Annotated in this window: 20 protein-coding genes; 7 read left to right on the forward strand and 13 right to left on the reverse strand. The window is 71.3% G+C overall.

Annotation, left to right across the window (positions count from 1 at the left end; all coding sequences use genetic code 11):
* Positions 1–67: 67 nt before the first annotated feature.
* The 4 genes from JQN72_RS16060 to JQN72_RS16075 are packed head-to-tail and all read left to right on the forward strand — an operon-like array spanning position 68 to position 3,244.
* Positions 68–1,549 carry a glutamate--cysteine ligase gene (locus JQN72_RS16060; protein ID WP_204136147.1) on the forward strand — a complete coding sequence of 494 codons (1,482 nt, stop codon included), beginning with the start codon at positions 68–70 and terminating at the stop codon, positions 1,547–1,549.
* A 36-nt stretch (positions 1,550–1,585) separates the two neighbouring features.
* On the forward strand, positions 1,586–2,131 hold the full coding sequence (locus tag JQN72_RS16065) for a DUF1697 domain-containing protein (protein ID WP_204136148.1): 546 nt from the start codon (positions 1,586–1,588) through the stop codon (positions 2,129–2,131).
* Complete coding sequence (locus tag JQN72_RS16070; RefSeq protein ID WP_204136149.1) at positions 2,128–2,583, forward strand: OsmC family protein; 456 nt, start codon at positions 2,128–2,130, stop codon at positions 2,581–2,583. Before JQN72_RS16065 ends, JQN72_RS16070 begins: the two co-directional genes overlap by 4 nt.
* A 40-nt stretch (positions 2,584–2,623) precedes the next feature.
* A complete protein-coding gene (locus JQN72_RS16075; RefSeq protein ID WP_204136150.1) occupies positions 2,624–3,244 on the forward strand; it encodes an L-threonylcarbamoyladenylate synthase in 621 nt (206 codons plus the stop codon).
* Positions 3,245–3,568: 324 nt separating this feature from the next.
* Here the strand turns inward: JQN72_RS16075 and JQN72_RS16080 are convergent, their stop codons facing one another.
* The 8 genes from JQN72_RS16080 to JQN72_RS16115 all read right to left on the reverse strand — a co-directional run bounded on the left by JQN72_RS16080 (position 3,569) and on the right by JQN72_RS16115 (position 10,802).
* The gene (locus tag JQN72_RS16080) at positions 3,569–4,690 is read right to left on the reverse strand and encodes a methyltransferase domain-containing protein (RefSeq protein WP_204136151.1); all 1,122 of its coding nucleotides are present in this window, start codon (positions 4,688–4,690) and stop codon (positions 3,569–3,571) included.
* Between the two features lie 128 nt (positions 4,691–4,818).
* Positions 4,819–5,550: an SGNH/GDSL hydrolase family protein gene (locus JQN72_RS16085; protein WP_204136152.1), complete on the reverse strand. Its 732-nt coding sequence runs from the start codon at positions 5,548–5,550 to the stop codon at positions 4,819–4,821.
* A gap of 9 nt (positions 5,551–5,559) precedes the next feature.
* The gene (locus JQN72_RS16090) at positions 5,560–6,831 is read right to left on the reverse strand and encodes a competence/damage-inducible protein A (protein WP_204136153.1); all 1,272 of its coding nucleotides are present in this window, start codon (positions 6,829–6,831) and stop codon (positions 5,560–5,562) included.
* Between the two features lie 327 nt (positions 6,832–7,158).
* Positions 7,159–7,341, reverse strand: coding sequence for a hypothetical protein (locus tag JQN72_RS16095; RefSeq protein ID WP_204136154.1), 183 nt, complete (start codon positions 7,339–7,341; stop codon positions 7,159–7,161).
* A gap of 137 nt (positions 7,342–7,478) precedes the next feature.
* Positions 7,479–7,958 (reverse strand): hypothetical protein, encoded by a 480-nt coding sequence (locus JQN72_RS16100; protein WP_204136155.1) that lies wholly within the window; start codon positions 7,956–7,958, stop codon positions 7,479–7,481.
* Positions 7,959–8,141: 183 nt separating this feature from the next.
* Positions 8,142–8,672 (reverse strand): HAD domain-containing protein, encoded by a 531-nt coding sequence (locus JQN72_RS16105; RefSeq protein WP_204136156.1) that lies wholly within the window; start codon positions 8,670–8,672, stop codon positions 8,142–8,144.
* A 386-nt stretch (positions 8,673–9,058) separates the two neighbouring features.
* Positions 9,059–9,532, reverse strand: a complete 474-nt coding sequence (locus JQN72_RS16110) for a MarR family winged helix-turn-helix transcriptional regulator (RefSeq protein ID WP_204136157.1) — start codon at positions 9,530–9,532, stop codon at positions 9,059–9,061.
* A gap of 52 nt (positions 9,533–9,584) precedes the next feature.
* Positions 9,585–10,802, reverse strand: a complete 1,218-nt coding sequence (locus JQN72_RS16115; protein WP_204136158.1) for an FAD-dependent monooxygenase — start codon at positions 10,800–10,802, stop codon at positions 9,585–9,587.
* A gap of 109 nt (positions 10,803–10,911) precedes the next feature.
* Here JQN72_RS16115 and JQN72_RS16120 point away from each other — a divergent pair, with 109 nt between their 5' ends.
* Positions 10,912–11,823, forward strand: a complete 912-nt coding sequence (locus JQN72_RS16120; RefSeq protein WP_204136159.1) for an alpha/beta hydrolase — start codon at positions 10,912–10,914, stop codon at positions 11,821–11,823.
* Between the two features lie 190 nt (positions 11,824–12,013).
* Here the strand turns inward: JQN72_RS16120 and JQN72_RS16125 are convergent, their stop codons facing one another.
* Positions 12,014–12,355 (reverse strand): single-stranded DNA-binding protein, encoded by a 342-nt coding sequence (locus JQN72_RS16125; protein ID WP_204136160.1) that lies wholly within the window; start codon positions 12,353–12,355, stop codon positions 12,014–12,016.
* A gap of 295 nt (positions 12,356–12,650) precedes the next feature.
* On the opposite strand from JQN72_RS16125, the gene JQN72_RS18985 reads away from it, so the two are divergent.
* Positions 12,651–14,075: a M15 family metallopeptidase gene (locus JQN72_RS18985; RefSeq protein ID WP_204136161.1), complete on the forward strand. Its 1,425-nt coding sequence runs from the start codon at positions 12,651–12,653 to the stop codon at positions 14,073–14,075.
* Between the two features lie 44 nt (positions 14,076–14,119).
* On the opposite strand, the gene JQN72_RS16135 is transcribed toward JQN72_RS18985, so the two are convergent.
* Positions 14,120–15,475, reverse strand: coding sequence for an MFS transporter (locus JQN72_RS16135; protein WP_307812758.1), 1,356 nt, complete (start codon positions 15,473–15,475; stop codon positions 14,120–14,122).
* 221 nt (positions 15,476–15,696) lie between these two features.
* Between JQN72_RS16135 and JQN72_RS16140 the strand changes: the two genes are divergently transcribed.
* Positions 15,697–16,056: an RNA polymerase-binding protein RbpA gene (locus JQN72_RS16140; RefSeq protein ID WP_204136162.1), complete on the forward strand. Its 360-nt coding sequence runs from the start codon at positions 15,697–15,699 to the stop codon at positions 16,054–16,056.
* Between the two features lie 98 nt (positions 16,057–16,154).
* Here JQN72_RS16140 and JQN72_RS16145 read toward each other — a convergent pair whose 3' ends face one another.
* Genes JQN72_RS16145 through lnt form a run of 3 tightly spaced genes read right to left on the reverse strand, consistent with a single transcriptional unit; the run spans position 16,155 to position 18,998 of the window.
* Positions 16,155–16,610 carry an FxsA family protein gene (locus JQN72_RS16145; protein WP_307812759.1) on the reverse strand — a complete coding sequence of 152 codons (456 nt, stop codon included), beginning with the start codon at positions 16,608–16,610 and terminating at the stop codon, positions 16,155–16,157.
* Between the two features lie 47 nt (positions 16,611–16,657).
* Entirely contained in the window at positions 16,658–17,437 is a 780-nt protein-coding gene (locus JQN72_RS16150) for a polyprenol monophosphomannose synthase (RefSeq protein ID WP_204136163.1), read from the reverse strand.
* Positions 17,430–18,998: an apolipoprotein N-acyltransferase gene (lnt, locus tag JQN72_RS16155; RefSeq protein ID WP_307812760.1), complete on the reverse strand. Its 1,569-nt coding sequence runs from the start codon at positions 18,996–18,998 to the stop codon at positions 17,430–17,432. Before lnt ends, JQN72_RS16150 begins: the two co-directional genes overlap by 8 nt.
* Between the last annotated feature and the right edge of the window lies 1 nt (position 18,999).

Consider the following 18,999-nt stretch of genomic DNA (forward strand, 5'->3'; position numbering starts at 1 on the left):
ACATCCCCGGGGACCGAAACGCTGGTGCTGCTTCCGCCGCCCCGGCCGATGTGGTTGGTTGTCGTCCATGGGATCCGAGGTCAGCGCGCAGAGCTACACGCGTGAGCAACGTCAGCGGTACCGCGAGAAGGTCCGCCAGAACCTCGACGTCTTCGAGCGGATGCTCACGACGAGCAGCTTCGACTTCGACCGCCCGATGACCGGCTTGGAGATCGAGCTCAACCTCGTCGACGACCGCCAGCAGCCGCACTTCCACAACGCGGAGGTCCTCGAGGCGATCGCCGACCCGGGCTTCCAGACCGAGCTGGCCCGGTACAACGTCGAGCTCAACGTGCCGCCCCGGCCGCTGCCCGGAGACTCGGCCTTCGAGCTCGAGCGCGACCTGCGCGACAGCCTGAACGCCGCCGACGAGGCAGCCCGCGAGGTCGGCTCGAAGATGGTCGCGATCGGGATCCTCCCGACGATCATGCCCGAGCACTACGAGGGGGACTGGATCAGCGAGAACAACCGCTATACCGCGCTCAACGACTCGATCGTCCTGGCCCGCGGCGAGGACGTCTACCTCGACATCGAGGGGCCCACGGGAGAGCGCGTCGCCACCTATTGCACGTCGATCGCCCCCGAGTCGGCGTGCACCTCCGTCCAGCTGCACCTCCAGGTCGCGCCGCACGATTTCGCCTCGCACTGGAACGCCGCGCAGTCCCTGTCGCCGGTCCAGCTCGGGCTCGCCGCGAACAGCCCGTACTTCTTCGGGAAGCGGTTGCACGCCGAGACCCGCATCGAGCTCTTCAGCCAGGCCACCGACACCCGTCCCGTCGAGCTGAAGAACCAGGGCGTGCGGCCCCGGGTGTTCTTCGGCGAGCGGTGGATCACGTCGATCTTCGACCTCTTCGAGGAGAACGTCCGCTACTTCCCGACCCTCCTCGCCGAGGTCACCGACGAGGACCCGATGGCCAAGCTCGAGGCGGGCGTCGCCCCTGAGCTCGCCGAGCTCCGGCTGCACAACGGCACGGTGTACCGCTGGAACCGCCCGATCTACGACATCGTCGACGGCGTCCCGCACCTCCGGGTCGAGAACCGGGTGCTGCCGGCCGGGCCGACGATCGCGGATGTCCTCGCGAACGCTGCGTTCTACTACGGGGCGGTGCGGGTGCTGGCCGCGGCCGACCGCCCGGTGTGGACGAAGATGAGCTTCGCGGCGTGCGAGGAGAACTTCCGGCGTGCGGCCCGCGACGGGATGGAGGCCCGTGTGTACTGGCCGGGCTTCGGCGAGGTGTCGGCGGACGAGCTCGTCCTGCGGCACCTGCTCCCGATCGCCCACGAGGGGCTCCGGGCGTGGGGCGTCTCGGACGCGGTGCGGGAGCACTACCTGGGGATCATCGAGGGCCGGGCCACGACCGGCGTCAACGGCGCGGAGTGGCAGACGCGCACGGTGCGCCACTTCGAGGAGCAGGGGCTGCAACGCCGCGAGGCGCTGCGCGCGATGGTCGAGCGCTACATCGCCCACATGGACGCCAACGACCCGGTGCACACCTGGCCCGTGCCGTGACGGAGGCCGTCGCAGGCTCCTGAGAGGATGGGCGCCATGCCCGGCTACATCGCCTTCCTGCGCGCTGTGAACGTCGGGGGACGACGGTCCGTGCGGATGGCCGGGCTCCGAGCGGCTCTCGAGGATGCCGGGTACACGCAGGTCGAGACCCACATCCAGTCGGGGAACGTCGCGGTCACCAGCCGCCGCCGGACGGCGGAGAGCGTGGCAGGGCACCTGACCTCCACGCTCTCGGCCTGGGCGGGGTTCGACATCCCGTGCATCGTCCGGACGCCTGCCGCACTCGGCGAGCTGGTGAGGGAGGCGGACGCCGTGGCACCGATGTTCCCGGGGCCGGTGAAGCGCTACCTGGCGGTCGCCGACGGGCCGGTGCCGCAGCAGGCTGCTGCCACCTTCGCCGCCTGGACCACCAGTGGCGAGCGTGCCGTCGCCCTCACGGACGCCGTGCTCGCGGAGCTCGGCAGGGACTTCCACGAGAGCACCCTGACCAACGCCCGGATCGAGAAGATCACCGGCCTGACGACGACGTGGCGCGCCTTGGAGGTCGTGCGTACCGTCGCCGAGAAGTGGAGTGAGCGATGACCGACCAGACCCGTCCCGACACCGGAGGCACCGGGCTCGGCCGCCGCAGCATCACGATGACGCGGCTCGAGAAGGGGCTGTACGAGGTGCGCAACGACCGCGGCGGCACGATGCGGCTCGGCGGTGGAGGGGACACGCCCGACTTCACACCGGTCGAGATCTTCCTCGCGGCGATGGCCGGGTGCAGCGCCACCGACGTCGACTTCATCACGAGCCGGATCGCCGAGCCGGAGACCTACGAGGTCCAGGCCTCGGGCCTGAAGGCGAAGGACGACGCCGGGAACCACCTCGACGAGATCGAGGTCACGTTCCGGGTGCGCTTCCCGGACGGCCCCGACGGTGACCGGGCGCGCGACCGGCTGCCGCGGGCGATGGCCCAGAGCCACGACCGGCTCTGCACGGTCTCGCGGACGGTCCAGCGCGGCGCACCCGTCTCCATGCGCGAGGGCTGACCGACGCGCGGTGTCCCGCCTGCGGCCTAGGCTGGGTCACGTGGCCCGCTACCTCGACGTGCACCCCGTCGACCCCCAGCCCCGGGCGATCGCGCAGACGGTCGCCGTCCTGCGGGACGGCGGGCTCGCCGCGTATCCCACCGACTCCGGGTACGCGCTCGGCGCACTCATGGGGGACCAGGAGGCCAAGGACCGCATCCGCACGATCCGCCGCCTCGACGACAAGCACCACTACACACTGGTGTGCCGGGACTTCGCGCAGCTGGGGCAGCTCGTCCACGTCGACAACCACGTCTTCCGCGCGGTCAAGGCCGCGACACCCGGGCCGTACACGTTCATCCTCCCGGCCACCTCGGACGTGCCCCGCAGACTGCTCCACCCGAAGAAGCGCACCGTCGGCGTCCGGATCCCCGAGCATCCCGTGGTCCGTGAGCTGCTCGCCGCTCTGGGGGAGCCGCTGCTCTCCTCGACCCTCATCCTCCCGGACGAGACCGAGCCGATGACCGACGGGTGGGTGGTCAAGGAGGCGCTCGACCACGTCGTCGACATCGTGCTCGACTCGGGGGAGTGCGGCACCGACCCGACCACCGTCGTCGACTTCACCGCCGACCCGGCCGGCGAGGTCGTGCGGGACGGCGCGGGGCGCTGGTCGGCGCGCTGACGGCTCGACCTCCCGCCTCTGCAGAAGGCAGACCGGGGACCGACCTGAAGAGGTGCCCCGGCGCCGGTGAGCCGACCACCGCCGAGGCACCTCCGGTAGCCCGCGTTGCCACGCTCGGCGCCGGAGGGGGAGGACAGGCGACACCGGTGTCAGGGTGTCGGCCACGGGCCGGCGGTGGGCCGGGGGCTACTGCATCCAACGCTAGGGGCCTCTGTGTACGCACGTTACCTGTGGGACGTCAGGACTCGGTAAGGGTTCGGTCAGTGGTTCGCGGGCTCCGCTGAAGAGCGCGGAGGACGGCCCGGTCACGCGGCGCCGGAGGGGTCAGTGTCGTTCCAGGAGAACGATGGTCTCCACGTGCCGGGTCTGCGGGAACATGTCCGCCACACGGACCTCGGAGACGCGCAGCGACGGCATGGCGGTGAGGTCCCGCGAGAGCGTGTCGACGTTGCAGCTGGAGTAGACGACGTGACCGGCACCCGACGCCTCCAAGGTAGAGGCCAGGCCGGGGCCGATGCCCCGACGCGGTGGGTTGACGACGACGAGGTCGGCCGGCGGGCCGGGTGGGGCGTCGCTCGTGGCGTCGCCCTCGACGACGACGACCTCGGCCTCAACGAGCCGCGCCGACTCCGTGGCAGCCGAGACGGCCTCCGTGGAGGTCTCCACACCGACCGTCCGGCGTCCGGGAGCCGCCAGGTGGAGAGCGAACCCACCGACGCCGCAGTACAGGTCGTGGACGACGGCGGGGGAGAGGTGGTCGGCCCACCGGGCGGCCTGCGCGTACAGGGCCGTCGCGACTCCCGTGTTGGTCTGGAAGAACGCGCGTGGTCCGAGCAGGAGCGTGGCGCCGGGAAGCCGCATCGGCAGTCGTCGTCGTGCGGTCAGCGGCACCTCGGTGTCGCCCTCCAGGACGGCCTTGTGCTCCGGGTGCAGGTTCACCGTCACCACTCGGGCCGAGGGGATGGCGTCCTGGAGGCGGGGGAGCGCGCTCCGGATGCGGTGCAGCCCGTCCCGGGAGCGGACGACGAAGCGGAGGAGGTGCTCGCCGTCGGGGGAGTGGGTGACGATCACGTACTTGAGCTCACCGCGCCGGGCGGGGACGTCGTACGGCTCGATGCCAATGTTCACGAGAACGCGGTGGAGAGGGTCGAAGGCTGCGGACAGCCCAGGTTCGTAGAGGCCGCAGCCACGGAGGTCGACGCCGCGGCCCTGCGCGTCGAGGATGCCGAGCGTCGGCGCCCCCGCGCGACCGCCGACGACGAGCTTGGCCTTGTTCCGGAAGTGCGACTCGGGGGAGGTGATGGCGGGCAGCCAGCGGGCGCCCGCAGCATGCGTCCCCAGGGCTGCGGCGACCGCGCGCTCCTTGTTCGCGAGCTGGGTGGAGTACGACGTCCCCATGAGGGTGCACGAGCGGCACCGGCCGAGGTCGTAGTCGTCGCACTGCATCGCCGCTCAGCGTACGGCCGGTGCCATGCTGCTCGCGTGCGTCTCCTACGAGGAGTCCGCGCCCGTCCGGCGGGCGGTGGCGGTCGGCCGTGCCGACCGGCCGGGAGCAGCCTGCGCCGGGTTCTGGGTCAGCCCTCGAGGGCCCCGAGGACGGCCGGCTGGAAGGCGCCGGCGATGGCCGCGTACCCGCGGTCGTTCGGGTGGAAGCGGTCCGCGGCGAGGCGGCCGTGCCAGGAGCGGGGCCCGTCCCGTGCCATGTCGACGACCTCAAGGTGCCCTTGTTCCCCGGCGCGCACGAGGTGAACGTTGGCGCGACGGGCGGCGGTCCGCGGCTGGGGGAGGGTGGCCATGACTGCGCGGCGGGGGAGTGCGGCGACGAGCTCGCCGAAGGCGTCCGGCAGCCCCCTGCGGGCCGCACCACCGGCGAAGAGGTCGTTGGACCCGATGAGCACGGTGACCAGGTCGGGAGCGCTGCCCGTGGCCGGCAGATCCAGCGCGAGGGGGAGCTGCCGGTCGAGGACGTCGCGGACACGCGCACCGGTGGCGCTGAGGTTGACGACGGTCAGCGGATGTCCGGCATCGTGGAGGTCGCGCGCGAGCCGGCCGACCCAGCCGGTGTCCCACGCCGACGCACCGAGGGACTGCGACATCGAGTCCCCGAGCACGACCCAGCGGCGCCCCGGGGCCGCGACCGACTCGGCGTTGTGGCGGGTCCACGCGTCGGCGTAGGGGTCGGCCTGCGCCTGGACACGGCGGACGCCCGGCAGGAGCACGCCGAGCGCGCGCAGGGTGCGACCCGCCGGCCGCCCGGTCCGGTTCCCGTAGTCGCGCAGGGCGGCGACGGCCGCGGCGGGGGTCATCGGCGGGTCTCAGCCGAGCAGCGCACGGACGAGGTGCAGCGCCTCGACGACGGACCGGCGGCGAACGGTGTTGCGGCCGCCGCCGATGACGACCCGCCGGTGCTTCGAGCCGGCAGGCCCTGTGGCACAGAGGTGGACGAGGCCCACCGGCTTCTCGGGCGTCCCGCCGGTGGGCCCGGCCACACCGGTCACCGAGACGCCGATATCGGCCCCCGTCCGGGCACGGACGCCGTCCGCCATCGCCCGCGCGACCTCCTCGCTCACGGCACCCATCCGCTCGACGAGCCCGGCAGACACCCCCAGGAGGCTCGCCTTCGCCTCGTTGGAGTAGGTGACGCAGCCACCGAGGAGATACCCGGACGATCCGGGCCGGTCGGCGAGCCGTCCGGCGACGAGCCCGGCGGTGCACGACTCGGCGGTGGCGATCGTTGACCCCTGCGAGAGAAGGAGCTCGGCGACGACAGCGTCGATGGTCGCGCCGTGCGGTGAGTACATCGCGGCGCCGAAGTCGGTGATCAGGGCGTCGCGCAGGGCGTCGACCGTGGGGGACTCGGCAGGGGAGGATCGGACGACGACCTCGAGCTCGCCGTCGCGCAGGCAGGTGGTGACCTCGAGCAGGTCGGCGACCGCGGCATGCCTCCGCAGCGACGCCGCGAGCTCGGACTCCGCAGTGCCCCAGAGTCGCATCGTGTGCTCGTGCAGCTCGGTGCGGCCGGCCAGGGCATGACGGACCGGCTCGGTGGCGAGGGCAGCGTCCCACATCCCCTGCAGCTCGCGCGGGGGCCCGGGGAGCACGAGCACCGGGGGAGTGGTCGCGCCGTCCGGCGCCGTGACGACGAGCCCGGGTGCGGTGCCGACCGGCTCGAGGACGGCGGCGCCCTCGGGCACCATGGCCTGCTTGCGGGTCGCGGCGGCCAGGTCGGCGGCGTCGACGCTCCACCCGTGGGCGGCGACGAGCCGGGCGATGACGGCGGCGATGCGCTGCTCCAGGTCTTGGTCGAGGTGCATGGTCCGTCGCTGGACGTCGGCGACGACCTGGGCGGTGAGGTCGTCGGCTGTGGGACCGAGCCCGCCGGTCGTGATGACGAGGTCGTTGGTTGCGTCGAGGAGGTGGTGCAACGCGGTGGTGAGGTCGTCGGGACGGTCGCCCACGACGACGACCTCGCCGATGTCGACACCGTGCCGGCGCAGCGCCTCGGCCAGCCACGGGCCGTTGCGGTCGAGCACCCGGCCGGTGAGGACCTCGGTGCCGGTGACGACGACGGACGCACGCGCTCCCACGAGGTCGATCCTAGGAGCCGGGCGAGAGGGTGTGTACGACTGACGTGACGCAGGCGCTGGCAGGACGCCGCCCGGTGGGCGCGTCAGGAGGACCGGGTGCGGTCGCAACGGCGGCCGTGGTCCGCGCGGGTACCAGCGGGGAGCGCCATGATCGCTCGTGGTCAGTCGGCGAACCGACCAGCAAGCAGACGGAGCCGATTGGCAGCCGCTACTCCTTGTTGGGGGGTGATCGTGGAGCCCGGCATCCGGCTCAGGCGCTCGAACTGGTCGGCGAAGTCCAGATGTTGCCGCCGCGCGAACTCCCGGCACGACAAGCACGTCACCTTTTCAGGCGTCGTGGATGTCATGGCCGTAGGGCACGCGGACTCCGCATCCGGTCACCACAACGGTCGGCGCATCGGCGGCGAGGCCCAACATCGAGGCGAGCACGTTGCGGTACTCACCCTCGGCGCGTGTCACCACCTGCCGCTCCACGTGGATGTGCGGGTCGGCGGCATGCTCGTGTCCCATTCGACCTCCACATATCCACGACCGACATTCGCCGTTCCAGGTTCGCACGGGATCCCCGACGACGGGCACGTGCTCCGCCCGCCACTGGTGTCCAACGCTCCCGCCGACGCCTGCGCCACTGGCTGCGCTCGCGCTCTTCACCCACCGTCGGGCCGGCTCAACCCGCTGCCCGAGCTGGTGTTGGAGATGAGTCGCTGAAGGACCTTGACGGTCGTGATGTAGTCGGCGTCGTCAATGCCCGCGTGGATCATCGCTCGGATCTCGGGGCCGAAGTCCTTCCAGCACAGGCGCGTCGCCTCGCCTTCCTCGGTGAGGGCGAACGCACCGGAGTCATCGCGAGCGAGCAGCCCGCGAGAGGCCAAGGTGCTCGCTTCGGCCTCCAGATCGTCCTCGGGCCGGATGTACTCGGCCATCGCAGACCGCAGCTCCGCGGGTGTCATTGCTCGCCCGTCGCTGGAGAGGTCGTCGGGGGAGAGGTGCCTGAGGATCCAGAACTGGGGCTGACTGAACCCACGCCGCTCCTGTTCTCGACGAATGAAGCCGATGACCGCCTCGTAGGCCAGCCGGGTCCAGTACGCAGGGGGCTCGGTGGCCAGCCGTTGGTTGTCGATGGTCATCGTCGGTCATCGTCTCCTGGTGCGCTGTCAAGGGAGCCCGACACAAGTGGGCGGCGTTGCTTCAGCACCGTAGGACCTCAAGCGCAGTTGAGGTCAACCCTGCCGCTCGCTGCCTCACCCGAGGTCGATGAACCGGCAAGGGGTCTTCTCCACGGGTCGGGGTGAGGAGACCGGGCAGTCGCGTCAGAGAGAGCTCAGCCAATCCTCGAGCGCGGCCATGTCAGTCGCCGTGAGCCCGCAGCGTGAGTCAACACGGCGCAGCAGTGCAGGTGCCGAGTGGTTCGCCGACACCCATGCGCGATCGACGTCGGTCAGCTCGTCGTCGACCCAGGCAAAGGGACGGTCCGCGGCAAGACGGACGAGGGCCCTCGTCTTCCAGTTCAGCCCGGCGGAAGGGTCCTCCTCGGTCCAGGTTGGGCCGTCGGCTGGGGGAAGGTCGCCGAGTTCTGCGACGGGAAGCTGGGGGAGCCCGAGGATCGGAGCGATGACCTTGTCCGCATCGTGCATCCAAGCGCTTGCCCACACGATCTCGCAGTCCATCTGGAGCAGCCGTGCGCCATGGGAAGCCGCGATCCCTGTGAGGTGAGGATTCGACGGGGTCTGCCAGCTCGTGTTCCAGTCGCCGAGACGTGACGGCATTCGGACGCCGGCGGTCGGGATCAGGGTCCCGTCCACATCGAGAAAGAGCAGTGGGCGTCCTGGACGTCCGTACACGGGCAAGACGGTAGGCGGACGGAGGCAGGGTCGCGACTGCCGACGTCCGGCATACCTGGCCAATGGCTCGGCCGCTTCTGTTCTGTGTGCAGGAGGGCGATCCTGTGACCCTTCTGGTTCGCGTCAGTCGAGTCCCTTGTGCAGTCGGTTACAGGAGACCCAGCGCCTTCATCGCCGCATTCCGCCGCGCCACCGGAGAGACGCCGGGCACGTACCTCAGCAGGGCTCATCCGTCGACGACGTAGATGCGGCGGCGGCGACCTCGATTCATCTAATGCAGTATGCAGGCCTGGAAATGACATAATGTGGATTATCGGCGTTATGTTCATCTGCGCGTCAGCGCGCATCGTCGAGCGGCTGAGCTCAAGCGGTCGGCGAGCTGATGTTCAGCTCCGTGACGACCGGCTCGTGCTCGCGTCATCGATGCTTGGCAACGCGGTGACGAGGTCGGTCAGGAATCGCGCGAGGAGTTCCGCTTCTTCGGGGGTGTATGCGGCGAGGACCCGAGGTAGCCGGTCCCTGGCCTGTTCGAGGAAGGGCTCGAGGCGCCGCTGGGCCGTGGGTGTGGCTCGGAGGGTGACGATGCGGCGGTCGTCACTCTCTCGGCTGCGGCACACGAGGCCGAGGCCTTCGAGGCGGTTCACCACGGCGTTGGTTGCGCCCGAGGTGAGCCCCAGACGCTCGGACAGCCGCGCGGGCGAGAGAGGCGTGTGCTCGCGCTCGGCCCAGACGATCTCCCCCAGTGCCGTTCCGTCGGTGCGGGGCAGGTCCATCCACCTCGCCAAGTCGAGGGTGGAGTCGTGGTAAGCGCCCACGAATCGGCGTAGCGCTTCGAGTGCGGCCCAGTCTGCCGGTGTCACGGATCGACCCTTCGCGAAAGCTGTGGCTCGTGGGCGCACGGCGAGGTGTGGCTCAGGTTCGGAGCCGAGGATAGTCGGGCAGGTCCGGGACGTGTCTCTCGCTGGTGAGCAGGCGGGACACGTACAGGCTGCGGAACGGTCTGGACGCCGCAAGACGGTGGGCCGCGCGAAGGGCTCGCAGTCCACTCGCGGTGGTGGGGTGGAGCAGCCGAGCGCCGCCGCGTGGGAGTCTTTGGGCGGAGTCGGCGTACCCGCGCATCAGCTCTTCGTAGCGTGCGAAGGCGCGCTGATGGTCCTCGGGCGTGGCGGCGAGCTCGCCGGCGACGACATGGGCACCGACGAGAGCCAGCGTGGTACCCATTCCGGTGGGACCCGATCCCCACGCCGCATCACCGACCAGCACGACGCGGCCCTTGCTCCACGACGACACGACGACCTGCTCCATCCGTTGGGTGTAGAACTCTTCGGGCCGCGACGTGAAGCCGGCGAGGACGCGTTCGGTCTGCCACCCTGCCCCCGCGAAGCGCGCACGCAGGACATGCAGCTGGGCCTCGACGTCGAGGCTCTCGAAACCCGATGGCTCCGACTCGAACGACAGGCTCGCCCGCATCGTGCCCTGGTTGTCGGGTCGGATCGAGGCGACCCGGCCACGTCGCGCGGTGTACCAGTCCCACGTGTCGACGTCCTCCGGCCCTCGCTCGATCGTGCCGTAGGCGATACTCACTCCGAAGTCGCGAAGCTGGGTCTCCGCGGCCATGAGCAGGCGGCGCGTGCGGGAGGAACGGCCCTCGGCCACGAAGAGCAGGTCGAATCTCTCCTGATCGCCGGTCTCGAAGCGCACGTCGATCCCGTCCTCGTCCTGGTCGACGTCGCGCACGAAGTCACCGAAGCGTTGCTCGACATCGGAAGGAAGGGCCTCCGCCAGGATCTCTGCGAAACGTCCACGAAGGATCTCCACCTCCGCGGTGGGGCCGTCCTGGCCCTCTCGACGCGGAAAGGTCGCGTAGGCGGCCCCGCGCTCATCGACATACCTGGTGCCTTCCTCGCCGGTCAGATTCTCCATCACGCGATCGTGGACACCCATCCGCCGGAGGACCTCTCGACCGATCCCGCGGACGTCGATGTTCTGCCCGGCGCTGCGCGGTCGGTCCGAGCGCTCCAGCAGCGTCACCTGCCAACCGGTGCGCGCCAGCCCCCAGGCCAGCGCGGGCCCGGCGACGCTCGCGCCCGTGACGAGCGCTCGACGAGACCTGTTCGACGGTACGGCCATGGTGACCCCTTTCGGTCCGGCCCCGATCGACCCGAGGCCATGATGCGCTGCTGTGAAGTAACTTCACAGTAGCGTAATCTCTCCAATCCACGATCGTGGAAAGGGCGACATGAGTAGACGGACCTTCAGGCCTCACTACTGGGCACTGGCACAGCTGGGTTCGCGGATCCGCTACACCCCACCGATCGCCAGGCGCCTGACCCAGGGCGAGCTGTTCGACGAGTCGGTGATCCAGATCCCGACGCGGCGCGGGCACGTGCGGGCGGTCGTGGTGCGCCCTCCACGCATCGACCCCGTCCGAGCTGCCCCACCGGTCGTGGTGCACCTCCACGGCGGAGGGTTCCTCAACCGCTATCCGGAACAGGACATCCACCTCGCTCGGTACCTCTGTGCGCAGCTGCGCGCGGTCATGGTGCTGCCCGACTACTCCACCGCACCCGCCGTGCGCTATCCGCTGGCGGAGGAGCAGATGTACGACGCGGCGACCTGGGTCCAGGACTCCGGTGTGGAGCACGGCTGGGGCGGCACGCGGCTGTTCCTCTCAGGAATCAGCGCCGGGGCCAAGCTCGCCATCAACATCTGCCAACAGATCCGCGACCACGGCGGCCGACCGCCGACGGCGGCCTCACTCATCGTCCCGGTGACACACATGACCCGCACCGACCGCACGTCTCCAGCGGCGCGGCCCGCCATCAACCCTTTCGTGCAACGACTCGTCGCCTGGGCGTACTTCCCCGACGAAGAACGGCGTGCCGAACCCCTGGCTGCGCCGAGGAACGACACCCACCTCGCCGCCGCCATGCCCCCCACCATCATCCAGACCGCCGCTCTCGACACACTCGCACCCGAAGGACGCGAACTCGCAGAGACGCTCAGCGCGGCCGGAGTCACCACCGCCTTCACCGAGCGTCCCGACTCCGACCACGGGTACTACAGCAGCAAACCAGCAGACCGGGTCCGGACGATGCTCGACGACGTCGTCGACTTCTTCAGCAGTCGAGTCCGCGACGGTCAGCCCTGACCACTCGCCTCGGCACCCCGGACACAACGCTGCGCGCGGGAACAGTCGGCTCTGGCACGACCCCTTCGGCCCCTCGGATGGTCCGCACACCCGATCCGTTCCGAGGCGCAGGCCCGTCCCGTCCTCGACGGGCTTCGGCATCATCGATGAGACGCGAGGGCAACGGTGCCGACGTGCGTGCGCCGCGCCCCTACACCTCCGTGGCCTGCGTGACCTTGCGGACGGCAGTCGCCTCCACCTCGTAGCGGCTCGCGGGTGCACCGGACCCGGACCGGAAGAAGCGGCGGCGCAGCGAACCCTCGACCTCGACCCGGTCGCCCGTCCGCAGGCGTCCGGCCACGCGACGGGTCGCGCTCGTCCAGCACGCCACGTCGACGGCGTCCACGGTGACCCGGCGGGCGGCGCGCCGTGCGGGACGGCGAACCGTGACCCGCACGGTGTGCACGATGTCCCCGCTCGGGAGCGTCACCGGCTCCCCCTCCCCCGTCACCCGGCCGGTGAGCTGCACGACGTTCTCGTCCTCGGTGTCCATCGGTCTGCCTCTCGTCGGAGTAAGTGCCTCCCATCGCACCTGCCCTGGTGCCACCCACACGAGACGCCGGCGGCTCCCTGTGGATGACGCCGCGGGGTGTCAGACCTGGGGACACACGTGCACGGGTGCGGCCGATGGGATAGGTGCGACTCATGTGACAGGTGGAACCAGCGGGACGGAAGTCACGGGTGTCTCCGGATGCCCAATGCTCGACGTGTGCCTATGGTGGTGCCTGTGGCACGGGGCAGGGCGTGCCTAGGGGGCCCTCGGGCCCGTCGTCGATGGGAAGCGAGTCGTGGTGCGTTCGCTCGGTGCTGGAGCGGCGGCCCGTGGGGCGGTCGGTGTTGTCCTCGCGATCGCGGGGGCCGTGACGTTCCTCGTCGCACCCGCTGCGGCGGCCGACCCCGAGCCGGACGTCACCAAGGACCTGCACTCGGTGCGGACCACCGAGCCGAGCGCCGGTGCATCGCCGAGCGCGTCGCCGTCTCCCAGCGTCACGCGGTCACCGAGCCCCACGGGCACCCCGTCCCAGTCCCCGTCCACCGGCCGCCCCGCCCTGCCGAAGCCCGACACCGGCCACGCCGAGCCCGACCACGTCCCTCCGCTCTCGGCTGCCGACCTCGAGGCCCAGATCGCGGCTGCCGAGGAGCTCGCGGCGCTGCTGGAGGGCTCGTCGTCCGAGGTCGCGGTCGCGATGCGCCGGATGGACGAGCTCTCGGACCGCTCGAACGCCGTCCTGGAGTCGCTCGCGGACGCCCAGGACACCGAGCGCAGCGCACGCAGCGAGGCGGCCACGGCACGAAGCGACCTCAACCGGCTCGAGAGCCGGCTCGCGACGGCCCGCGCCCTCGTCCGCGAGTGGGTCTTCGACGTCTACAGCGGAGGTGGCAGCGACGCCGACGTGGCGGGGATGCTCGACGCCCTCCTCGCCGATGACGGGTCCGCCGGCAACCCGCTCGGCGACCTGGTCTACCTCACCGACCAACGAACGCGTGCGCTCCGCGAGGTCCGGATGCTCACGGCTCGTCAGTCGCGGCTCACCGAGACCGCCGAGCAGGCCGAGGCCTCGGCCGAGAAGGCCCGCCGGCAGATCGAGAAGGACCGCGACGAGCTCGACACCCTGATGAACGCCCAGCGCGAGAAGGTCGGCGCGCTGCGCACCCTGCAGATGGCCGAGGTCGAGAAGGCCGGGCCGGTCGCGAGTGCGCTCGTCGGTGCTCGCAGCCCCGAGGCGAAGGCCGCGGCCGAGCGCCTCCGGGCCGCGCTGAGCAGCGCGGCGGCGGAGGTCGCGGACATCGGCGAGCCGTGCAGCGACGACAGCGGGGACCACGGGAACGGCCTCTTCCCCGAGAGTGCCCTCTGCCCGGTGTGGGGTGCACCGGGTGAGCGTCTCGCCCCGGGCGCCGCTGCGGCTTTCAGCGCGCTGAGCAAGGCCTACGCGGCGCAGACCGGCGAGCCGCTCTGCGTCACGGACTCATACCGGCCGCTCGTCGAGCAGTTCGCCGTCAAGGAGAGCCACGGGCGCCTCGCGGCCACGCCGGGTACGTCACGGCACGGTCTGGGCCGCGCGGTCGACCTGTGCGGGGGCGTCGAGAGCTTCGGCTCCCCGGCCCACCTCTGGATGCGCCAGAACGCCCCGCTCTACGGATGGTTCCACCCGGCGTGGGCGGGGGCCGGCGGGGCGCTCCCCGAGCCCTGGCACTTCGAGTACGCCGGCTGACCCCTGCGCCGCACCGCGACCGGATGACGCGCCTGTCGGCGCGCTCAGGACACCGTGTGCTCGGTGTGCTCCTTGACCGGCAGCATGACCGCCAGCCCTGCGACGAGGACCAGCACGATCCCGAGGATCCCCCAGTACTGGGTGTTGTCGGCGCCCGTCACCGCGGCCCCGATCCAGATGAAGGCGCCGAAGAACATCGGGGACAGGAACGACACCACCCGTCCCGTCGTGGCGTAGAGCCCGAAGATCTCGCCGCCCTTGCCCTCGGGCACGAGACGGGCGAGGAAGCTGCGGCTCGCCGCCTGGGCGGGGCCCACGAACACCGTCATGAGCAGCCCGAGCACCCAGAACGTCCCCGTGCCGGCGTCGTGCAGCACGAAGATGAGGATCCCGAGGACGACCAGCGCCCCGAGCGAGACGAGGATGACCCGCTTCGGCCCGAGGCGGTCGTCGAGCATGCCGAAGAGCATCGTCGCGACCCCCGCGATGACGTTCGCGGCGGCGCCGAAGACGATGACGTCCCCTGCCGAGAGGCCGAACGTCCCGGCCGCGAGGACCGCGCCGAACGCGAACACCCCCGCGAGGCCGTCCCGGAACAGGGCCGAGGCGAGCAGGAAGTACACCGTGTGCCTCGACACGACCCACAGGCCGTGGATGGAGCGCCACACGAGCCGGTAGGACTGCACGACCCCGACCCGCGGCGCGCGTTCGCGCGGCCGGTCCTTCAGGACCAGGAAGGTCGGGACGGTGAACACGAGCGTCCACAGCCCGCACACGACCATCGAGACCCGGATGTCCAGCCCGTCCTCCCCCGTCACCCCGAACAGGCCGACGTCGGGCTGGATGAACAGGAAGTAGATGAGGAGGAGGACGATGATGCCGCCCAGGTAGCCCATCCCCCACCCGAAGCCGGACACCCGACCGACCGTCCGCTGGGTGGCGACCTGGTCGATCGTCGAGTTGTAGTTGACCCCGGCGATCTCGGAGACCACCGAGCCGACCGCGAGCAGGCCGAGCCCCACCCAGAGGAACCCCGGTTCCGGACGCACGACGAACAGCGACGCCGACAGGGCCGCGAGCAGCCACGTCTGGGTCCGGAGGTGGTGCACCGTGCGCCCCGAACGGTCCGAGTTCTGCCCGAGGACGGGTGCGAGCAGCGCGACGCTGAGCCCCGCGAGCGCGGTGGACACCGACAGCGCCGTCGACGTCTGGTTCGTCGTCCCGAAGGACTCGCTGACGAGGTACACCGAGAAGACGAACGTCGTGATGACCGTGTTGAAGGGCTGGGTCCCCCAGTCCCACATCCCCCACGCGAGAACGCGGCGCTTGGCGGTCGGAGGCGCCGTGTCCAGGGCCGACGGCCCGCTGATGTCGGCCGGAACCGCAGAGGGTGTGCTCACAGGGCCGACGGTAGCGATACCATGGGGTCCGCGAAGGGCAACGCGCTGATGCGCCGAGGCCGTTCCGTCCGGGGGCCGAAAGCGGCCGATGTGAGATGGATCACACCAAACCGTACCAATCGGTAACCCGTGGAACAACGAACCACGGACGCACGTTCCCCTTCCAGTGACCCGACCGCGAGGACCCCGGTCCGGGACAGCCACGACTTCGGGAGACACCCATGGCAGAACGCAGCCTGCGCGGCAGCCGACTCGGCGCCTCGAGCATGGAGACCGACGAGAACGTCGTTCCCTCCGAGCGTCAGATCACCACCTACCTGTGTCCCAACGGGCACGTCATCGAGCTTCCCTTCTCCGTCGAGGCGGAGGTGCCTCCGGTCTGGGAGTGCCGGTGCGGCGCCGAGGCCAAGCTCCAGGGCGGGGGCCCCGAGCCGGAGGCCAAGCCCACCAAGCCGCAGCGCACCCACTGGGACATGCTCCTGGAGCGGCGCTCGATCCCGGAGCTCGAGGAGCTCCTCGAGGAGCGGCTGGCACTGCTGCGCGAGATGCGCGGTGAGAAGACGAAGAAGAAGACGGCCTGACCAGAGGCTCACCGGCGCGCCGGTCACCCCGAGGGGTGGCCGGCGCGTTGCTGTGTGCACCAGCCGTGTGCACCAGCCGGGACCCGCGGTGGCTCCGGTCAGTCGACGACCTCTCCCTGGATGACGTCCGGCGGGCCGTCCGGTCCACGCCCCGCTCCCCCACCCGGGCCTGGCCAGTCGCCGAACGGGCCGAGGAGCCGCCGGGCGACGAGTGCCTCCAGCCACCGACGCGTGACCGGCCGGGTCATCGGGAGGATGACGAAGAAGCCCACGGCGTCGGTGATGAAGCCCGGGGTCAGCAGCAGCGTGCCGCCGACGAGCACCAGCGCGGCGTCGGCCAGCTGCCGGCTGGGCATCCGCCCGCTACGCAGCGCCTCGCGCAGCGCGGTCCAGGCCCGGCCACCCTCGCGCCGGACGATCACCGCGCCCAGGAGGGACTCGGCAAGCAACAGGACGAAGGTCGGCCAGCCACCGATGGCCCGCCCGACCGCGATGACGACCGCGATCTCGAGCATGGGGACGAGGAGCAGCGCGAGGAAGACCCAGCGCAGCACCCGGCCGCGCCTCCAGCGGGAGACGTGTGGGGTCGACCCGGTGGGGGTCACAGCTCGTGCCACCGCTCCGGTCGCCGTGCCAGGTCGCGGACCTGGCGGGCCCGGTGACGTAGTCCCCAGCCGGTGATCCGGCGCAGCGACTCGGTGACGACGTCGCCGTCCATCTTCGAGGTCCCGATCTCGCGCTCGACGAACGTGATGGGGACCTCGACCACCAGCAGTCCGGCGCGCACGGCGCGCCACGTGAGGTCGGTCTGGAAGCAGTAGCCGTGCGAGGCGACGTCCTGCAGGCCCATCGCCCGCAGCGCCGCGGCGCGGTACACGCGGAAGCCGGCCGTCGCGTCGTTGACCGGCATCCCGAGGAGCACCTTGACATAGAGGTTGCCCCCGACCGAGAGGGCCTTGCGGTGGACGGGCCAGTTGACGACCTTGCCCCCGCTGACCCACCGCGAGCCGATGACGAGGTCGGCGCCGGCGGCCGCCTCGAGCAGGGCGGGCAGGTGCTCGGGGCGGTGCGAGCCGTCGGCATCCATCTCGACGATCGCGTCGTAGCCACGCTCGAGCGCCCACTCGAAGCCGGCGAGATAGGCGGCGCCGAGCCCCTCCTTGCCCTTGCGGTGGATGACGTGGACCTGCGGGTCCTGCGCGGCGAGGGCGTCCGCGACCTCGCCGGTGCCGTCGGGGGACGCGTCGTCCAGCACGACGACGTCGGCCTGCGGCACGTGCTCGCGCACCCCATGCACGGCGACGGGCAGGTTCTCGCGCTCGTTGTAGGTGGGGATGAGCACGGCGACGCGCGCCAGTGGCGGCCGGGTGGTGTCAGGCAACGGCGTGGTCCTCGGATGAGCGGTCGGTCCGCGCCACCCTAACGCGGCGGCCGTCGCGGACGGCGGCGACCACGAGAAGGACGAGGCAGGCCACCGCGAGAGCCTGGGGGGCTGCCCCGAGCAGGTCGGCGGGGGTCCGCTCGTGGCGCAGCACAGGCCGGGCCACCGCCTGCGCAGGGGTGAACAGCGTGGTCTTTTCGGTGACCGAGCCGTCCGGGGCGACGACGCCGGAGACCCCGACCGTCGAGACGTGCACGATGCTCCGGCCGTGCTCGATGGCGCGGATGCGGCTGATCGCGAACTGCTGCTCGGACTCGGCGCTGTACCCGAACGTGGCGTTGTTGGTCTGCACGAGGACGAGCGCGTCGGTGGAGCCGGCGGCGGCGACGCTGTCCCGCATCAGGCCGTCGTACGCGACCTCGAAGCAGATCGTCGGCAGTGCCGCGTACCCGCCACCCGGGGCCGGGACGCGGAACACGCCGATGTCGTGCCCGGCGACGAAGTTGCCGGCGAGGTCGGCGGCCGAGGTGAACATCCGGAAGAACTCCCGGTGCGGGATGTACTCGGCGAACGGCACCGGGTGGATCTTGGTGTACCGGTCGGCCGGAGCCGTGCCACCGGTGTACAGCAGCGAGACGTTGGACGACGCGTCCACCGGCTCGGCGAGCACGGCTCCGACCACGAGCGGCACCCCGACGGCCCGTTGGGCGCGCTGCACCTGTTCCGCGGCGTCGGCGTTGCGCAGCGGGTCGATGTCCGAGGAGTTCTCCGGCCACACGACGAGCGTGAGGTCGTCGGGAGCGGTCTCGGCCAGTGTCTCGGTACCGGACACGTGGTTGTCGAGGACGGCACGGCGCTCGGCGTTGAACTCCAGGCCCGGCTCCGGCACGTTGCCCTGGACGAGCCCCACGGCTGCGGTGCGGCCGTCCGTCGGGAGCGGGATCGCGAGCGGAGCGAGCGTCGCGACGGCCGCGAGGGCGACCGGGACCACGGCGAGCCGGCGTGGGCCGCGCACGACGACGGTGGCCGCGAGGAGCAGCAGCGTCCCGACGAGACCGACGGCGAAGGTGACGCCGGGGGCGCCGAGCCACCGGGCGAGGTGGGCCAGGGGGCTGTCGGCCTGGCTGAACGCGAGCCGTGCCCACGGGAAGCCGCCGTACGGCGTGGTGGAGCGCGCCCACTCCTGGGCCACCCAGCCGAGTGGCACGAGGGCGTACGCCGCCCGGGCGTGTCCCGCCGAGGTCAGCCGGCGCCCCGCGAACCCGGTGACCGCCCCTTGTGCGGCGACGTACAGCGCCTGGAGCGTCGCGAGGGCGAACCACGGGAGCCTGCCGACGTAGATGCCCGACCACGACAGGGTCGGGACGAAGAAGGCGAGGCCGCAGACGAGGCCGAGGAGGAGACCCCGCGGGCCTCCGGAGCGCAGGGTCACGCCGCCGAGGAGTGCGACGGCCACCGGGGCGAGCCACCAGAGGTCCTGGTCGGGGAACGCGGCCCAGAGCAGCACTCCGGAGAGGGCCGCCGCGGCGAGCTGGAGCGGGAACCGGAGCGCGGAAGGCACG

The sequence above is a fragment of the Phycicoccus sp. CSK15P-2 genome (assembly GCF_016888005.1).
Lineage (GTDB): Bacteria > Actinomycetota > Actinomycetes > Actinomycetales > Dermatophilaceae > Phycicoccus.